At 39.7% G+C, this 18214-nt stretch carries 20 protein-coding genes; 15 read left to right on the top strand and 5 right to left on the bottom strand.

Going from position 1 to position 18214, the window contains the following annotated elements; translation table 11 throughout:
- The first annotated feature begins 15 nt into the window (after positions 1-15).
- From atpB to J1G40_RS00040, 13 genes are all read left to right on the top strand, one after another.
- Positions 16-1128, top strand: coding sequence for a F0F1 ATP synthase subunit A (atpB, locus tag J1G40_RS00100; RefSeq protein WP_265240231.1), 1113 nt, complete (start codon positions 16-18; stop codon positions 1126-1128).
- 24 nt (positions 1129-1152) lie between these two features.
- Positions 1153-1404, top strand: a complete 252-nt coding sequence (atpE, locus tag J1G40_RS00095; RefSeq protein WP_265240230.1) for an ATP synthase F0 subunit C — start codon at positions 1153-1155, stop codon at positions 1402-1404.
- A gap of 63 nt (positions 1405-1467) precedes the next feature.
- Positions 1468-1962 (top strand): F0F1 ATP synthase subunit B, encoded by a 495-nt coding sequence (locus tag J1G40_RS00090; protein ID WP_265240229.1) that lies wholly within the window; start codon positions 1468-1470, stop codon positions 1960-1962.
- 7 nt (positions 1963-1969) lie between these two features.
- Entirely contained in the window at positions 1970-2509 is a 540-nt protein-coding gene (gene atpH, locus J1G40_RS00085; protein WP_265240228.1) for an ATP synthase F1 subunit delta, read from the top strand.
- 55 nt (positions 2510-2564) lie between these two features.
- Complete coding sequence (gene atpA, locus J1G40_RS00080; protein WP_265240227.1) at positions 2565-4145, top strand: F0F1 ATP synthase subunit alpha; 1581 nt, start codon at positions 2565-2567, stop codon at positions 4143-4145.
- Positions 4146-4173: 28 nt separating this feature from the next.
- Entirely contained in the window at positions 4174-5034 is an 861-nt protein-coding gene (gene atpG / locus J1G40_RS00075; RefSeq protein WP_265240226.1) for an ATP synthase F1 subunit gamma, read from the top strand.
- Between the two features lie 134 nt (positions 5035-5168).
- Positions 5169-5693 (top strand): hypothetical protein, encoded by a 525-nt coding sequence (locus J1G40_RS00070; RefSeq protein ID WP_265240225.1) that lies wholly within the window; start codon positions 5169-5171, stop codon positions 5691-5693.
- Between the two features lie 50 nt (positions 5694-5743).
- A complete protein-coding gene (locus tag J1G40_RS00065; RefSeq protein WP_265240224.1) occupies positions 5744-7201 on the top strand; it encodes a lipopolysaccharide biosynthesis protein in 1458 nt (485 codons plus the stop codon).
- A complete protein-coding gene (dut, locus tag J1G40_RS00060) occupies positions 7198-7632 on the top strand; it encodes a dUTP diphosphatase (RefSeq protein WP_265240223.1) in 435 nt (144 codons plus the stop codon). The genes J1G40_RS00065 and dut overlap by 4 nt, the downstream gene beginning before the upstream one ends.
- A gap of 55 nt (positions 7633-7687) precedes the next feature.
- On the top strand, positions 7688-8623 hold the full coding sequence (locus tag J1G40_RS00055; RefSeq protein ID WP_265240222.1) for a tetratricopeptide repeat protein: 936 nt from the start codon (positions 7688-7690) through the stop codon (positions 8621-8623).
- Positions 8624-8627: 4 nt separating this feature from the next.
- Complete coding sequence (locus J1G40_RS00050) at positions 8628-9413, top strand: DUF4292 domain-containing protein (RefSeq protein WP_265240221.1); 786 nt, start codon at positions 8628-8630, stop codon at positions 9411-9413.
- Between the two features lies 1 nt (position 9414).
- Positions 9415-10647, top strand: coding sequence for a murein hydrolase activator EnvC family protein (locus J1G40_RS00045; protein ID WP_265240220.1), 1233 nt, complete (start codon positions 9415-9417; stop codon positions 10645-10647).
- A 5-nt stretch (positions 10648-10652) separates the two neighbouring features.
- A complete protein-coding gene (locus tag J1G40_RS00040) occupies positions 10653-11489 on the top strand; it encodes an aldo/keto reductase (RefSeq protein WP_265240219.1) in 837 nt (278 codons plus the stop codon).
- Here the strand turns inward: J1G40_RS00040 and J1G40_RS00035 are convergent.
- Together J1G40_RS00035 and J1G40_RS00030 are read right to left on the bottom strand one after the other, a co-directional pair.
- Positions 11486-12007 carry an acyl-CoA thioesterase gene (locus tag J1G40_RS00035; RefSeq protein ID WP_265240218.1) on the bottom strand — a complete coding sequence of 174 codons (522 nt, stop codon included), beginning with the start codon at positions 12005-12007 and terminating at the stop codon, positions 11486-11488. The two genes, J1G40_RS00040 and J1G40_RS00035, sit on opposite strands and share 4 nt — an antisense overlap.
- A 56-nt stretch (positions 12008-12063) precedes the next feature.
- Complete coding sequence (locus tag J1G40_RS00030) at positions 12064-13014, bottom strand: SPOR domain-containing protein (protein WP_265240217.1); 951 nt, start codon at positions 13012-13014, stop codon at positions 12064-12066.
- Positions 13015-13119: 105 nt separating this feature from the next.
- Between J1G40_RS00030 and dprA the strand changes: the two genes are divergently transcribed.
- Positions 13120-14223 carry a DNA-processing protein DprA gene (gene dprA, locus J1G40_RS00025; protein ID WP_265240216.1) on the top strand — a complete coding sequence of 368 codons (1104 nt, stop codon included), beginning with the start codon at positions 13120-13122 and terminating at the stop codon, positions 14221-14223.
- Positions 14224-14502: 279 nt separating this feature from the next.
- Here the strand turns inward: dprA and trpS are convergent, their stop codons facing one another.
- Positions 14503-15471 (bottom strand): tryptophan--tRNA ligase, encoded by a 969-nt coding sequence (trpS, locus tag J1G40_RS00020; RefSeq protein ID WP_265240215.1) that lies wholly within the window; start codon positions 15469-15471, stop codon positions 14503-14505.
- Between the two features lie 78 nt (positions 15472-15549).
- Complete coding sequence (locus J1G40_RS00015) at positions 15550-15792, bottom strand: GlsB/YeaQ/YmgE family stress response membrane protein (RefSeq protein WP_265240214.1); 243 nt, start codon at positions 15790-15792, stop codon at positions 15550-15552.
- 57 nt (positions 15793-15849) lie between these two features.
- Here J1G40_RS00015 and J1G40_RS00010 point away from each other — a divergent pair, with 57 nt between their 5' ends.
- Positions 15850-16596 (top strand): lysophospholipid acyltransferase family protein, encoded by a 747-nt coding sequence (locus tag J1G40_RS00010; RefSeq protein ID WP_265240213.1) that lies wholly within the window; start codon positions 15850-15852, stop codon positions 16594-16596.
- Between the two features lie 92 nt (positions 16597-16688).
- Here J1G40_RS00010 and J1G40_RS00005 read toward each other — a convergent pair whose 3' ends face one another.
- A complete protein-coding gene (locus J1G40_RS00005) occupies positions 16689-18176 on the bottom strand; it encodes an outer membrane beta-barrel protein (protein WP_265240212.1) in 1488 nt (495 codons plus the stop codon).
- Between the last annotated feature and the right edge of the window lie 38 nt (positions 18177-18214).

Here is an 18214-nt window from a genome sequence, read left to right as displayed (position 1 = left end):
AAACAAGAAATTTCAATGCAGATCAGAAAATACAAGGCATTTTTAACCGTCTTTTTTTTATCGCTTATTACAACGGGTTTTGCAGCTTCGAATTCATCTGATAATGAGGCTACTACAGAAGAAGAACCCTTTAACGCTTCAGAGTTAATTTTTCATCACATTGGTGACTCTCATAGCTTTCATGTTTACGGGAGCGATGAGGATCATTTTCCAAAGGCGCTTACTGTGCCACTTCCAGTAATTTTGTGGACAGATAATGGGCTGGTTAGTTTTTTATCCAATGAGTTTCATCACGATGTGGATGGAAAGGTTGTTGTGGAGAAAAACGGGATGAAGTTTGTAAACCTTCACAGTAAGATTTACCAACTTAATGAAGGCGCTATCGCAGTAGATTTTGATGAGGAACACCATGCTACCAATGCGGTGAGACCCATGGATTTTTCAGTGACCAAAAACGTGTTTTCCATGTTTTTGTCTGTGGCCCTTATACTTCTGATATTCTTGTTGTCTGCAAGGTCTTACAGAAAATCAGAAGATAACATGCCCAGTGGAATAGGGCGCTTTATGGAACCTATAGTCGTTTTTATAAGAGATGAGGTAGCCATACCTAATATTGGTGAAAACCATTATAAAAAGTATATGCCATATTTGTTGACCTTGTTCTTTTTTATTTGGATCAACAATGTAATAGGGCTTATCCCATTTTTCCCATTTAGCTCAAACTTAAGCGGGAACATTGCTTTTACCCTTACCCTGGCCGTTATTACTTTTGTTATTACACTATTCAGCAGTAAGAAATACTATTGGAAACACATGCTTTGGATGCCAGGATTGCCGGTACCAATGAAGTTGTTTCTTGCCCCAATTGAGATTATTGGGATGTTTGTAAAACCTATTGCCCTTATGATACGTTTGTTCGCTAATATTACTGCGGGTCACGTAATTGTATTGAGCTTAATTGGTTTGATATTTATTTTTGAGACGTTTTGGGTGGCCCCGATATCTGTGCTGTTCACATTGTTTATCAGTGTAATTGAAGTACTGGTGGTGGCTATTCAGGCGTATATTTTTACAATGCTTTCAGCCCTGTATTTTGGACAGGCACTGGAAGAAGAACACGAACATTAATTAATTTTTTTAAATACGTAAACTATGAGTTTAGCATTATTACAAGAGACTGCTGCTGCAGTTGATTACGGAGCATTTGCTGCTATTGGAGCAGGTTTGGCCGCAATCGGTGGTGGTATCGGTGTAGGTAAAATTGGTGGTGCCGCTATGGAAGCAATGGCACGCCAGCCAGAGATGCAAGGAAAACTACAAGGGTCTGCGATTGTACTTATTGCCTTTATTGAGGCGGTAGCACTATTTGGGGTTGTTGTAGGACTAATGGGTGTCTTAGGCTAGAGCTTATATTAAGGCACAACGGTTGGTTGTGCCTTAGTATTTAAAAAATAAATAAAGAAGTATATGGATTTAATCAAACCGGAAATTGGACTCATATTTTGGACGGCACTGACTTTTGCCATTCTCTTATTTGTATTGAAAAAATTTGCCTGGAAGCCCATTTTAGGCGCTGTTGGGGATCGTGAAGATTCTATTAAAAAGGCCCTGGCAGAAGCGGAAAATGCACGTAAAGAAATGCAGAACCTGCAGGCAGATAACGAGCGCATTCTTAAAGAAGCAAGGGCAGAAAGAGAAGCTATGCTAAAGGAAGCACGTGAGTTAAAAGATAAAATTGTTTCGGATGCTAAGGACCAGGCTAAAGTAGAAGCCGATAAAATGGTTAAGCAGGCACAGGCAACTATTGAAGGAGAAAAGAAGGCTGCTGTATCGGAAATTAAAAGCCAGGTAGCTAATTTGTCTGTAGATATAGCAGAAAAGGTAATTAAAGAGCAATTGGCAAACAAGGACAAGCAATTGAAGTTGGTTGAGGGAATGCTTGGTGATATTAAATTGAATTAATTAACCGATGAACGAATCCAGAGCAGCAATACGTTACGCCAAAGCAGTTTTGGACCTTGCAATAGACGGGAAGGTTACAGACGCTGTTGAAAACGATATGCGTGATATTGTAAATACCATATCCGATAGCAAAGAATTGCAAGGTATGTTGGGTAGCCCCGTTGTAAATGGTCTAGAGAAGAAAGCAGCTTTGAAGGGGATCTTTAAGGATAAACATGCGATAACAGAGGGCTTGCTAAATATTTTAGTAGACAATAAGAGAATCCCCATGTTAGAGGATGTAGCCTCCAAATATATTGTTCTCAATGAACAGTTAAAAGGTGAGGGAGTAGCATATGTTACTACTGCCGTGCCCATTACAGCAGGCCTTGAAAAGGAAATTCTGGAAAAAGTTACCAAACTTACCGGAAACAAGGTAGTTATTGAAAATAAGGTAGACGAAGGCATCATAGGAGGCTTTATTTTGCGTGTAGGAGATTTACAATACGATGCGAGTATAGCTAATAAGTTAAGCAATATTAAACGAGAATTCGAAAGTAGTTTATAACTAACATTTAGGAGGTGAAAAGCAATTTTCTCCTTCAACTTTTATCTAAACAGAAATGGCAGGAGTAAAAGCCGCTGAAGTATCAGCAATTTTAAAGAAACAATTATCAGGATTTGAAGCCACAGCTTCTTTGGACGAAGTGGGAACCGTATTACAGATTGGTGATGGTATTGCCAGGGTATATGGTCTGGCCAATGTGCAATATGGAGAATTGGTAGAATTTGAGGGAGGCCTTCAAGGGATTGTTCTTAACCTGGAAGAAGATAATGTAGGGGTGGTACTTTTAAGTCCATCCAGAGATGTAAAAGAAGGGACTACTGTTAAAAGAACCCAGACAATTGCATCTATTAATGTGGGTGAAGGGATCGTAGGACGCGTTGTAAATACCTTGGGAAGTCCAATTGATGGAAAAGGTGCAATTTCCGGAGAGTTATATGAAATGCCTTTAGAGCGAAAAGCTCCAGGGGTAATTTTCAGAGAGCCGGTAACCGAGCCTTTACAGTCCGGGATTAAGGCGATTGATGCCATGATACCTGTGGGAAGAGGGCAAAGAGAATTGGTTATTGGCGACCGTCAAACAGGTAAAACCACAGTATGTATAGATACTATAATTAATCAGAAAGAGTTTTATGACGCCGGAGAACCGGTTTACTGTATTTATGTGGCTGTTGGGCAAAAAGCATCAACAGTAGCTAATATTGCGAAGGTTTTAGAAGATAAAGGCGCCCTTGCTTACACAACAATTGTTGCTGCAAATGCATCTGACCCTGCTCCTATGCAGGTATATGCACCTTTCGCAGGAGCAGCAATTGGTGAATACTTCAGAGATACAGGCAGACCAGCTCTTATTATATATGATGACCTTTCAAAACAGGCGGTAGCTTATAGAGAGGTTTCCTTATTGCTTAGACGTCCTCCTGGACGTGAAGCATATCCTGGGGATGTGTTTTACCTTCACTCCAGATTGTTAGAAAGAGCGGCTAAGGTAATTGCCGATGACGATATAGCAAAAAATATGAATGATTTGCCAGAACCTCTTAAACCCATGGTAAAGGGAGGCGGTTCGCTGACAGCATTGCCAATCATTGAAACACAGGCGGGAGATGTATCAGCATATATTCCTACAAACGTAATTTCTATTACTGATGGGCAGATATTCCTTGAGCAGGATTTGTTTAACCAGGGAGTACGACCTGCCATTAACGTGGGTATTTCGGTTTCCAGAGTAGGAGGTAATGCCCAGATCAAATCCATGAAAAAAGTTGCAGGGACATTAAAACTAGACCAGGCGCAATTTAGAGAATTGGAAGCTTTTGCCAAATTTGGTTCCGACCTTGATGCTGCTACCCTGAATGTGATCGAAAAAGGAAGAAGAAATGTGGAGATCTTAAAACAAGCACAGAACGATCCTTTTACGGTAGAAGACCAGGTAGCGATTATTTATGCAGGTTCTAAGAACTTGCTTAGAGATGTTCCTGTTGATAAAGTTAAGGAGTTTGAAGGGGAGTATCTGGAATATTTAAATGCAAAGCACAAAGATGTTCTAACTACACTAAAGGCCGGGAAACTAACCGATGAGGTTATTGATACCCTGACCGCCGTGTGTAAGGAAATGACAGCAAAGTATCGTAACTAATCCGATTATAGATTAATTAGTCCAGGAAATGGCGAACCTAAAGGAAATACGTAATAGAATAGCATCGGTTTCTTCAACTATGCAGATAACCAGTGCCATGAAAATGGTTTCTGCTGCAAAACTGAAGAAAGCACAGGATGCTATTACGGCAATGCGCCCCTATGCTAATAAGCTTACCGAATTATTGCAGAATTTAAGCGCAAGTATGGACGGCGAGGCCGGAAGTAAATATGCTGACAACAGGGAGGTAGAAAAAGTGCTGGTGGTTGCCATAACCTCTAACCGGGGATTGTGTGGAGCTTTTAATTCTAATATAATTAAGCAGTGCGTATCCATGCAGCAGGAAACTTATAGCGATAAGCAGGTAGATTTTATGGCTATTGGGAAAAAAGGCAATGACCTGCTCGGCAAGAAAAATACTATAGTAGCCAACCATAGTGAGATCTTTGACCAGCTAAGCTTTGATAATGCGGCGACAATTGCGGAAGAACTGATGGATCACTTCACTAATGGCGAATATGATAGAATTGAGCTGGTTTACAATAAGTTCAAAAATGCCGCAACACAAATAGTAATGACAGAGCAGTTTCTACCTATAGTCCCAATACAAGGGGAGGAAAGCAGCAATGTAGATTATATTTTTGAGCCATCTAAGCCCGAAATTGTGGCCCAGTTGATTCCAAAATCTTTAAAAACTCAGCTATTTAAGGCTATAAGAGATTCATTTGCCAGCGAACATGGGGCACGTATGACCGCCATGCACAAAGCAACAGATAATGCAACAGAATTAAGAGATCAGTTAAAGCTTACCTATAATAAAGCGAGACAGGCTGCTATTACCAATGAGATACTTGAAATTGTTGGTGGGGCCGAGGCGCTAAATAATTAATTGCTGTTGAACAGATGTAAAAACCCACTTCCACTATGGTTCGGAAGTGGGTTTTTTAGTTTAAGGATTTAAGAACAAATATTCTCATTTTGGCACCAATTTTGGTTTTATATCTTTACTAAAGATTAAGTGTTATGAAAATAAAGAACGCAATTTATATTATCATGGGATGTGCCCTTACTCTTCAGGGTTGCTCCTCTCAAAAACGATTGGAAAATAGCGCTCCCTTTACAATTGACAAAGCCAGTTGTCAGGAATGGGTAGCTGGAAAAGAAGAAAGTGGGACAGGTTTCAGGTTACGCCTACCACTGGAGTCAACTGTCATAGCGGATGACATCCAATTTAAAGAGGTGTTTTTTAGAGGCGCCATTATGGAGGCGGAGTTGGAGAAGAATGATGGTAAGATGACAGTTATAGGTAATTACTTCAGAGAGAAGGGCGTAAAACCGGATATTATAATGCATTCAGACCCTAAAAAGGAGGTTGGGAATCAACCGCCAAGATTGGAGAATAAAGGGCATAAATTTCCTTTTGAACTAAAGTCCGATGAGGCAGTTATCAGTTATTTAGAAAAGGGCAGTAAGAAGGTAAAATATGTAAAAATAGGGGGCATAGCAGACAAACCTTCCAGAATTTACCCCGGCAGACCGCAGAACTGACTTTGTTGGCAGGCTATAAATAGGTACTTTTGAAGCCTAATCCCTAATTATTGAACCCGCTTAAAAAACTCTTTAAACAGACCTTTATCTACGGGTTGGCTACGGTTCTACCTCGTATGCTATCCTTCCTGCTGCTTCCCCTGTATACCAGGGTAATGGCACCGGAGTTATATGGAGAGGTCACCATAATTTTTGCCTGGTTCGCTATTTTCAATGTTTTTCTGGCCTATGGGATGGAAACAGCGTTTTTCAGGTTTTACAATAAATCAGATAATAAGGAGGGGGTAGTGGCTACTTCTCTATTGTCTATTTTAACCTCTACAGCCTTCTTTTTCGTTCTGGCATTTATGTTCTATAACAGTTTAGCCGGGCTGCTTGGTATTGATCCTGAGTTCATCAAATATGTGATTGTGATTTTATCACTCGACGCCCTGGTAATGATACCTTTTGCCTGGCTGCGTGCCAACGAAAAGCCAATTAAATACGCGATAATAAAAATTTTTAATGTTGCCATCTACCTCTGTCTGAATGTATTTTTTCTGGTATTGCTACCTAAGTGGGCAGAAGGGAACCCGGAAGGATTTTTAGCTGGAATGTATACGGCTGACTTTGAAATTTCATACATCCTAATTTCCAATCTAATTGCCAGTGGTATCACCTTGTTATTGATGCTCCCCCTCTATTTAAAAAGCACCTACAAATTCGATAGAGGACTGTGGAAAAAAATGATGAAGTATGCCTGGCCCGTACTGATAGCCGGCATAGCATTTACGATCAACGAGGTTTTTGATAAAATTATGTTAGAGCGTTTATTGCCCCCGGACGTTGCTGAAAGTGAATTGGGGATGTATGCCGCATGCTACAAGTTGGGAATGTTTATGACCCTTTTTGCAACGGCTTTCCGCCTTGGAATTGAACCCTTTTTCTTTAGTCATTCCACAACTGAAAACCCCCAAAAAGCCTATGCTCAGATCACTGATTACTTTGTGGTATTAGGAAGTGTCATATTTCTGGTTGTTGTGGTGTCCGCAGACATCTTAAAGGAAATTTTTGTTGATAAAGCCTATTGGGAAGCGATGCCTGTTGTTCCCATTATTCTATTGGCGAGTTTCTGTTTGGGGATCTATCATAACCTTTCTGTATGGTACAAAGTTACGGACAGAACCAAGTATGGAGCTTTCATTTCCCTAATTGGGGCATTTCTTACTATTTTAATTAATTATATTTTCATCCCCGTTATCGGATATTATGCATCCGCTTTTGCGACTCTGGCGGCCTATGGGGCTATGATGCTGCTTTCGTATTATTTTGGCAGAAAAAACTATCCTATACCTTATAACCTTAGAAAAATAGTCTTTTACTTAAGTGTCTCTTTGGTGTTCTCTGTCTTATCATTCTATGTTTTTAACAGAAATTTGGTAGTGGGTAGCCTGTTACTTTTAGTATTTTTAGGTTTAGTATATAAGATGGAAAATGAAAAATTAAGACAAATATTTCTGAAAAAATGAGGATTAAAATAATAAATAAATCAGAGCATTCATTACCGCATTACGAGACAAATGCTTCTGCAGGGATGGATCTAAGGGCTAACCTATCCCAGCCGGCGACATTACACCCCCTGGAAAGAACTATTGTTAAGACCGGGCTATTTATTGAGCTTCCTGTAGGTTATGAAGCTCAGGTCAGACCAAGGAGTGGTTTGGCTGCTAAGAAAGGAATTACAGTCTTAAATGCGCCGGGAACAATAGACGCAGATTATCGTGGTGAAATTGGTGTGATTCTTGTGAACTTATCTAATGAGGTTTTTACAATAGAAAATGGTGAGCGGGTAGCGCAATTAGTTATTGCCAGACATGAAAGGGCAGAATGGGAAGAGACAAAAGAATTGTCTGAAACCCTTAGAGGAGAAGGTGGGTTTGGAAGCACAGGAGTAAAATAACAATTGGTATATAGCTCTAAGGGCCTATATAATTGGCCTAAACAGGATTGGAATTATGAAGAAGTTGTGCGTATCATTGGTTTGTCTTTCTGGGATATTTCATTTCTCCCTGGCGACTTATGCGCAGGAAGATCAGCAAATTGATGTGGAGCAAAGCGCAGAAGTATTTCTTGAACAATATACGGATGAATTCCAGGAAAGTTTCTTCGAAGCTCTGAAGCAAAAAGGGATAGAAAACTATGATAAGGCTATTAATTTGCTTTTGGAATGCAAACGATTAGATGTCGAAAGCACTGCGGTTGATCATGAATTGGCGAAGGCATACCTTGCAGATAAGCAGTATATTTTGGCCCAGGAATACGGCCTCGAAGCTTTGAATGCGTCACCTGCCAATTATTGGTATTTAAATACCCTGGTTGAAATTTTAATTAAACAAGGAAGTACTATTAGTACACTGGACGCCCAAATACCTTTTGACAGCCCAAAATTAAAGGAAAACCTCGCCCTTATATATTTTCGCCTAAAGAATTACGAATCCGCCCTTGAGATTTTGAATGATTTAAGAACCTCAGAATTTAAACAGCAACTGACAAATAAAATAAACGACTCTATTACTAAAAAGCAGCGGGATATTCCTAAAAAAGAAAACACAGTCAGTACAACTACCATCACAAACCCCCTGAAAAGATATAACGATCAGATTGCAGAACTTATAGAGGATAATGATTTCTCTGCATTGCTCGAAATTACTTCGGAGGCCCTAGAAAGTTTCCCGTCACAACCTTATTACTATTATGCGCAGGGCCTTGGATTCAACAAAAATTCCAATGCTAAGAAAGCAGTTGAGGTATTGGAAATGGCCCTGGATTATCTTTTGGAAGATTCCGATTTGGCTGACAAAATCTATAAAGAACTGGCCACAGCACATACATCGTTGGGAAATATTTCTAAGGCAAATATGTATCTTAGTAAGATAAAATCTGGGTCCTGAAGCTATGAAAATTAAGATATTTAAAACTTATAAATGGATTGCTTTTTGCATATTACTTGTCCTTTTTGGATCATGCAAATCAGGAAAAATAGTCGCGGAAGTAAGCGCTGATGAGAAATTATCCGCAAGAGCAATTATTAGAAATCACTATAAGAATCAACTCAGTTTTAGGACATTGAGTGGGCGGATGAAGATAGATTACTCAGATGGGATATCGTCTCAGGGAGTAAGTGTTAGCATAAGAATGGAAAAAGACAAAACCATTTGGTTAAGCGCTCCTTTAGGCGTTGTTAAGGCGTATATTACACCTACAAGAGTCTCGTTTTACAATAAGCTTCAGAATGAATATTTTGATGGAGATTTTAGTTATTTAAGTGATATGCTTGGATCTGAGCTCGACTTTGAGCAGGTTCAGAATTTGTTATTAGGACAGGCCATTTTTGATTTACGAGAAAACAAGTATGAAGTAGATATCGCAAAAGAAACCTATCAGCTAAAGCCTAAGAAAGCGGCTGAACTCTTTAAAGTACTCTTTCAGATAGAACCACAAAATTTTAAAATGGCAACCCAGCAGTTAGCTCAGCCATCCAAAAAACGTTTGCTTCATATCAACTACAAGAATTACCAAGAAAAAGACAATCGTATTCTTCCCGATGAAATTGGCATTACAGCTATTGATAAAGAGGAGAGGACGATTATTGCCATTGAATACAGGAATATGGAGTTTAACAGGCCATTGAACTTTCCATATAAAATACCGAAAGGTTTTTATGAAATAGTATTAAAGTGATATGAGGAACAGAAGCACATATCATATTGTTATTCTTCTTTTTACCCTATTGCTGAATGCTGCAATTTGCTTCTCACAATCTAATGAACAAAAGGCCCTCGAAGCTAAACGGGCCAAATTACAAAACGAAATTGAGCAAATTAACCGTTTGTTGTTTGCAGAGAAAAAGCAAAGAGGTACCATTCTGGATCAGATGGAAGGACTGGACCAGAAGATTAATGTGAGACAACAACTTATTAGGGTTACTAATCAGCAATCTAACTTGCTAAATCGTCAGATTAATGCCAACATACGAAATATTGCCAAATTAAGGGAGGACTTGGATATTCTAAAAATAGAATACGCCAATATGATCCAGAAATCGTATCAAAATAAATCACGGCAAAACCGGCTCATGTTTTTATTGTCTTCAGAGAATTTCTTCCAGGCTTTTAAAAGACTTCAGTACCTAAAACAATATACCGAATTCAGAAAGAAACAGGGAGAACAAATAGTACTAAAAACGGAGGAGCTCACAGATTTAAATAAGGACCTAACCAATCAAAGGAAGTCCAAAGACCTGCTAATAGCAGAGAATAGAAAAGCCAAAAATCAAATACTAAAAGAACTTAAAGAACAAAAAGAATTGCTTAAAACAATTCGCAAGAATGAAAGCAGATATGCAGCTGCAATTCAGTCGAAAAAGAAGGAAGCACGCAAGATAGAGCAGCAGATTGAACGGCTTATTAGAAGTGCAATTGCCGCATCTAATAGAAAGGCAGGCAAGGCTGGCGCTAGCAGTAGCAAATTTGTTCTGACACCTGAGGCAGTTTTGGTATCAAATAACTTTTCGGCCAACAAGGGAAAGTTAATTTGGCCGGTAGAAAAAGGAATAAAGAAACAGGGATTTGGGGTATATAAAGACGCAGTTTATCCAGGAATTAAACACCAGAGCAACGGGGTAATTATTGTTACAGATCAGGGTGCCACGGCAAGAGCCGTGTTTGAGGGTGAAGTTATTGCTATTTTAGCGGTACCTGGAGGAAATAAAGGGGTTCAATTAAAGCATGGAAATTATATAAGCACCTATTATAATCTTTCAGACCTCTATGTAAAAAAAGGGGATAAGGTGGTTGCAAAGGATGCTTTAGGTAAAATATATACCAATAGGTTTAATGGCCTTACACAGCTTAAATTCTATTTGTACAGAGATGCCACCCGCCTCAATCCGGAGGAATGGATATTTAGATTATGATGCAAATGAAAGAGATAACAGACATTAAAGGAACATTTAAATTGCACAACGGGGTAGAGATGCCCTATTTCGGCCTGGGGGTATATTTGTCCAAAGACGGAGAGGAAGTAGTAAACGCAATTAAATGGGCTGTTGACGCAGGGTACAGGCATATTGATACTGCCGCAATATATAATAACGAAGATGGCGTAGGCCGGGGAATTGCCGAATGTAATACGCCAAGGGAAGAGTTATTTGTTGTGAGTAAAGTTTGGAACACAGACCAGGGCTTTGACACAACCCTTAAGGCATTTGACCAGAGCATGGAACGCTTAAACCTTGATGTTCTTGATCTGTACCTGGTTCATTGGCCTGTGAATGGCAAATACAAGGATACCTGGAGGGCACTGGAACGACTTTACAATGAAAAACGAGTACGGGCCATTGGGGTAAGCAATTTTATGCAACACCATCTGGATGATCTGCTTAGTACAGCAAAAGTGGTTCCTATGGTAAATCAGATGGAGTTTCATCCTTATCTGGTACAACAAGAGCTACTGGATTACTGTATTGCAAAGGGCATTCAGTATGAAGCCTGGTCCCCGCTAATGCAAGGGAAAATATTTAAATTGGATACTTTTAAAGCACTATCAAAGAAATACAATAAGACTATTGCTCAAATAGTATTAAGATGGGATTTACAAAATGGGGTAATTACCATTCCTAAATCATCAAAAAAAGAGCGCATCATATCTAATAGTGATATATTCGACTTTGAAATAGCCACTGAAGATATGACTTATCTTAATGCCATGGACCGCTCTAAGCGTTTTGGTCCAGACCCTGATAATTTTGATTTTTAAGAAGGTCCACTTGTAAATAGCGCCCGTAATTCTGTAGCATCATCGGGTTTTAACTTTCCGGCAAGCACCAAGCTCAATTGCTTACGTCTTAACGCACCTTCAAAACGCTCTTTTTCCAGAGGGGTTTCGGGCTCAAGGCCAGGTACTTCCGTTGGCTTTCCCGTTTCATCCACAGCTACAAAGGTGTAGATGGCTTCATTTGCTTTGGACCTTTCTCCGCTGATTCTGTCTTCCATCCAAACATCGATATATACCTCCATTGAAGTTCTGAACGTTCTGGAAATCGCAGCTTCAACAGTTACGACACTGCCCAAAGGAACAGATCTGTTAAAAGCAACATGGTTAACCGATGCCGTCACGGTAATTCTACGGCTATGTCGCCTGGCAGCAATACTCGCGGCCCTGTCCATCCTAGCGAGTAACTCCCCTCCAAATAGGTTATTTAATGGATTTGTTTCACTTGGGAGCACCATATCTGTCATTATGGTCCTGGAATCACTGGGTCTTTTAACCTGCATATAAAATTTTTATGCAAAGATACACCCTTAGTTAAGCATGGAAAAAGTATTGAAATTTATTTTGTGGAAAGCAACCAGGCATCCGAAGAGATGGTTCTCTTTATTTTCCTGAGAGTTGTAAGGGCTTCTTTTGGATCGGTAAAGCTGGCATAAGTAACCTGATGCAGGCCATAGGCATTAGTACCTATATAAGTGGCCTCATCAAAGCCTCTTCTATGCAACTGTTTTACCTTCTTTTCTGCATTTTTCTGCATTCTAAAGGCCCCTGCAATGATGTGATGTTGTCTGCCAACAACCTTCTTGGTAACTTCCAGCTCCAGTGCAGGTAATACCATTGGGTCTGCATTGAAAAAAGTAGCTTCCTGAATGTTTTTAGAGACTACTTCCTGAGCGTCTTCCCTTGCCAGTTGTTGATTTACAGTGGTTTCATTGTAAAATCGAAATCCGGTCAGGCCAGTAGACAAAGCCAGGAGGATAATGGCAGCGTATTTTAAATAGGGCCTGAAGTTGCTTCTTTTACGCTGTTCAGGGGTAATTATAAACGGAATTTTTTCTTCCAACTCCGTAACCGTTTCTTTTAAAACCTCCCTGGTTACAGGAAGAGAGACAAAAGACGATAAGCCAAAGGAGGAAGTAAGGTAATTCACCTTGTACGAGGGTTGAAATTGAATTTTCCCCTCTCTGTTTAACCATAATTCGCCAATATTGGGAAGTTCTAACCTTTCTCCAATCTTTAATTTTTTTCTCCAGACCTTGGCGCTTTCGAGTGTTTTTTTCAGCATTTCCTCATAGCTGACCCCTTCAGCATTGGCCATATAGGAAACCAGTAAACCATCATTAGAAATTAATTGCTCGTTGAAAGAGATAATTTTTGAAGGAGGAGAAAAAGCGTTAGTGCTTTTATGAATTACAGCAGATTTCATTTGGGTAAGGAAAGCACCAAATTCTGGCACTACCACACAATTATATCGGTAGAGAAGCTCTTGTATATAGTGATCCGTTCCCATAAATACAAAGATGAAAAAAAATTGCAGCGCCTCAAACTACCTTTGATAACTTTTTATTAACATAATATAGCCCACTTTTTATGAGCAAAAAAACAAAATCATTAAATGATTGATAATGAGCTAATTGCAATCTTGCGTCTTCAGAATATTCCCAATCTTGGAGATATTACTGCCAAAAAGCTTATTACCTCATGTGGTAGCCCAACTGCTATTTTTTCGGATAAAGTGAGTCATCTCAGGAAAATAGAAGGAGTAAGAGAAAAAGCACTTGATGGACTCTATCATGCTCAGTATCATGCAGCAGCTGTCAGGGAATTCGAATATATTACCCAAAATAATATTGGGTATATCTATTTTACTGATAAAACCTACCCCAGATATTTAAAGCATTGTGCAGATGGGCCACTGCTGCTTTTTAAACGCGGAAATATCCAATTGGAAGGGAGAAAAATAATAAGTGTAGTGGGTACCCGGAATATGACAAACTATGGGATGGCTTTTTGCGAGCAATTTATAGAGGATATAGCGCCACTGAATCCTGTTATCGTAAGTGGATTTGCTTTCGGAGTAGATATTTGCGTACAACGGGCCGCAATGAAAAGTAATTTACAGACCATAGGATGTTTGGCTCATGGACTTAACCAGATATATCCCAGGCAGCACGCTAGATTTACCAGCGAAATAACTGAAAACGGCGGTTTTCTTACAGAATTCTGGAGCAGTAGTCATCCTGAACGGGAAAACTTTTTAAAAAGAAACCGGATTATTGCCGGGATGAGTGAGGCCACTATAGTGGTGGAATCTGCTGAAAAGGGAGGTAGTCTGGTTACAGCGGATATTGCCCATAGCTATAACCGCGACGTTTTTGCTGTCCCGGGAAGAACTTCAGACACCTACAGTCTTGGATGTAACAATCTTATAAAACAACAAAAAGCACATTTGCTTAGCTCTGCTGCAGATTTAATTTATATGCTAAATTGGGAGGTTGGAGAGAAGGATATACGGCCTGTCCAGAAACAATTGTTTACAGAATTGGATGCATCCGAGAATGTGGTATATAATTACCTGCAAAAGGAAGGGAAACAGTTACTGGATAGCATTGCCTTGGAATGCAATTTACCGATATATCTGGCCTCCTCAACCCTGTTGAATATGGAAATGAAAGGAGTAGTCCGTCCTTTACCCGGAAAATTGTTCGAAGCCATTTAGTATTTTACAGACTAAGTGGTTGGCCAACTGATTAAATTGAGGTAAAATTATAATGGTTTCGTGATTTCATCGGTAAAATACCCTGTTAAATCCTGGTTTACTTTAAAATTGCCGAGTTAGAAAATCCACTAAAACCGACCGGCTGGTTTGCGTTTCTGCTTGTCCTTTTTTTGTGAATTTCGTCGGCCTGCTTTTATAATTCAATCAAAAATCTGGCATTTATCACTAGATTTTAAGGAGCTCTCCCGGGCATTTCAAATAGAGGAAAATGACCAAAAATTAGTACCCAACTTTTGCCCTAACCCGATCTAAAACAGCATCCGCTACCACTCTGGCCTTTTCAGCCCCAATTGCCAGGGCATCATCCACTTCATTAAGGTGTTCCATATAGTAATTGAATTTTTCTCTGGCAGGGCCAAATTTATCCAATATCAATTCAAATAATGCTTGCTTCGCGTGCCCATAACCGTAGTTGCCATTAATGTAATTCTGACGCATTTCGGCCACTTGCTCTTCCGACCCGAGTATCTTATACAAGGCAAAAACATTATCCTTATCAGGATCTTTAGGGTCTTCCATGGGCGTGCTATCGGTAACTATGCCCATAATTTGTTTGCGCAATGGTTTATCTGCCTGGAATAAGCTGATTAGGTTTCCTTTGCTTTTGCTCATTTTCTCTCCATCAGTACCTGGAACATACATGGTGTCCTGTTGTACTTGTGCCTCTGGTAAAACAAAGGTGTCTCCCAGCTGAGCATGAAATCTTGAAGCTACATCTCTGGTCATTTCCAAGTGTTGAAGCTGATCTTTGCCAACAGGAACAATATTGGCATCATATAATAAGATATCCGCTGCCATTAACATTGGATATGCAAAAAGCCCGGCATTAACATCTTCCAACCGGTCTGCCTTGTCTTTAAAGGAATGTGCCAGCGTTAGCCTTTGGTAAGGAAAGAAACAACTCAAGTACCAGGCTAATTCTGTTACCTGTGGGACATCGCTTTGCCTGTAGAAAACGGTTTTTTCCGGATCTAAACCAAATGCTAACCAGGCGGCTGCCGTTGCATACGTGTTTTTACGCAAAGTAGCCCCATCTTTAATTTGGGTCAGCGAATGCATGTCTGCAATAAAGAGAAATGATTCATTCTTGGGATCCTTGGCCATGGCAATGGCAGGGATTATTGCCCCGAGGATGTTACCCAAGTGTGGTGTTCCGGTGCTTTGTATGCCTGTAAGGATTCTTGCCATTAGGTTTTATGGGCAAATTTAACAATCAAAAACATAAAAAAAGCGGCAAAAGCCGCTTAATTATAATTCTTAAACAACTTATTTTTTGAATAGGCCTGCGATAAAAAGAACTACGACCGCACCTATTACGCCTGTAATCAGATCTCCAACAATACCAGAACCTATAGAAATATCCAGTATCCCAAATACCCAATTGCCAACGACACCACCAACTATCCCCAATAGAATATTTTTAAAAAGGCCAAATCCGCCGCCTTTCATTAATTTGCCAGCGAGCCATCCGGCTGCAGCCCCAATTAATAATGCATAGAGTAATCCCATAGAATTAATATTTAGATTGTTCTTTTAAATATAAGTAAAAATTCTACTTTTGAATTTATGATTCTAAGCTTCAGGAAAATCGGTCAAGCCATATACAGGGTTTGGTTTTACATTCTTGTGGCAACTCCCATCCTTGTTTGCTTTCCTTTTCTACTATTACTGACAGTTCGTGAGAAATGGTATCCTCAATTCTTCTGGATGGCGAGAAACTTATGGGCAACTCCCATATTGTACGGTATGGGATGCCCCCCTAGGATAAATTGGGAGCAAAAATTGGAACGAGGCAGGAGTTATATGCTCGTCGCCAACCATACGAGTATGTTAGATATTATGCTTATGCTCTATGTTAGCAAAAACCCCTTTGTTTTTGTAGGTAAAAAGGAGCTTGTAAACATTCCACTTTTCGGGTTTTTTTATAAACGGGTTTGTATAATGGTAGACAGAGAAGATAGTAAAAGCAGAACTGGAGTCTATATAAGGGCACAGCGAAGGTTGAGTGAAGGACTAAGTATTTGTATTTTTCCGGAAGGAGGTGTCCCTGCCGAAGAAGTGGTATTAGATGAATTTAAGGATGGGGCATTTAAAATGGCCATTGCGCATAATATAGACGTTGTACCTATGACTTTCCACGATAATAAGCAGCGATTTTCATTTACGTTTTATAGCGGAAAACCAGGCCCTCTAAGGGTTACCGTGCATAAATTCTTTGCTACTTCCGAACTTACAGAAACTCAAAAATCCGAATTAAGGCAAAAAGTAAGGGGCGTAATCCTAAAATCTTTGACAGGGCAGCCTAACGCCTAGGAGGCTAAAAGAAACGCCCTAATATCACTATCAGGGCGTTTTAGGGGTCACGGCTTATCGCTGTAACCAACCTAACCAACATTTTTATCTGATCAGAACTTAAAATTTAATCCACTATAAACACCAACGGAAAAAGGTTGAAAGCTACCGGAAGTATCAGAAAACGTATTTAACTGATATTTAAACATGGGCTCAAGGTGAAATTTAACCTTGGGTGAAAGATCATAATTCAACCCAACACCAATATTGGTGCTAAAATTTAAGCTGTTAATATTATTTGCTTCGCCAATATCGGTCGCGGCTCCATCAGATTCCAGGCTAACCGAATTTTCGATCAGAAACAAAGAACTAACACCACCAATAATATTAACTCCAAGCTTGCGGTCTACAAGGGCGTAATTTAGTTCTACCGGCACTTCCAGGTACCCAAACTCTTGTACCATTCTCCCATCTCTTGTAGGACTGGGAGCTGCAATTTCATTATTACTGGCAAATGCAGCATCCTGAGCAGGCTGTCCGTTTGTGCGACTTTGAACAACAAGATTTTTGGAGGTTAGAGCATAATCAATATTATCTATTCTGTTATTGGTAGAGGCGGCAAGAGACGAAGAAAATTGCACATCATTGGTGTCATATCCGTAGTCTACCTTATGAACTCCTGAACGCACACTTAATTTTTTAGAAACAGCATAGGAAACAGATAGGCCATAACTGAGATTAAGGCTTCCCGACTTAGAGTTAGGCACAAAATTAGAATGAATTGGAGAACCCTCTCCAAAAGAACTAAAATAAACAGGAGCCACGCTTGGGCCAACAGACCATTTGTTCTCCTCCGCATTTGCAACTACTTCCTCCTGCTGGTCTATTTCATCAAAAATAGATTTTTTCTCTGTAGTCCCGGCAACCTCCGTTGCTACAGTAGCTTCATCATTTTTCTCTTCATTAATACCATTGGGTATATTATTCTTCTGTCCTTTATCAACAGCCGAAATTAGTGTCTTCTCTTTATCTGCTGTTGCTAGACCTTCTTCTATGTTTTGCTTATTTGCATCTTCTGTAACATTATCTGTGACATGCTTAGTATTTGATACTACCTGACCAGTACTATTGATATTAGCAACATCGGGAGCATTAAATTCTGAATCCTCTTTTTCAGGAGATACATTTGAATTTTCATTTGTACTGGCAATACCAGCAGTATGTGTATCCTTATCCAGACCTGAAGGAGTTTTTACAAGAGGGTCTTCTGCTTGCTGTACGGCATCTGAAGTATTATCTGCATCGCTAACAGCATTATTATCCGGAAGCACTTCCTGATTTTCAGTGGGGCGTTCTTCTTGCTCGGTCGCCGTATTAACAACAGCCGGAACAGAACTATCTTCAAAAGGTTTTACAATATAGAATAAGACAGCAAGCAAAGCCGCTATCCCACCGATTTTCCACCATATTGGCAATAAACCGCGTTTTTTTCTCTTTTTATCCAATGAGGATTCGATTGCCTCCCAGACCTTTTCATCCGGGGCTTCGCCAAATTCCTTGAATTTCTCCCGAAAGAATTCGTCAAAATTATTTTTGTTCATGTCGTGTTAGATTACGCTATGTTTATGTTTTTTTTTTT

This window comes from Muriicola sp. Z0-33 (assembly GCF_026126425.1).
Lineage (GTDB): Bacteria > Bacteroidota > Bacteroidia > Flavobacteriales > Flavobacteriaceae > JAFMPW01.
The sequence above is the reverse complement of the archived record's forward strand: the minus strand, read 5'-3'. Positions and strand labels throughout refer to the sequence as shown.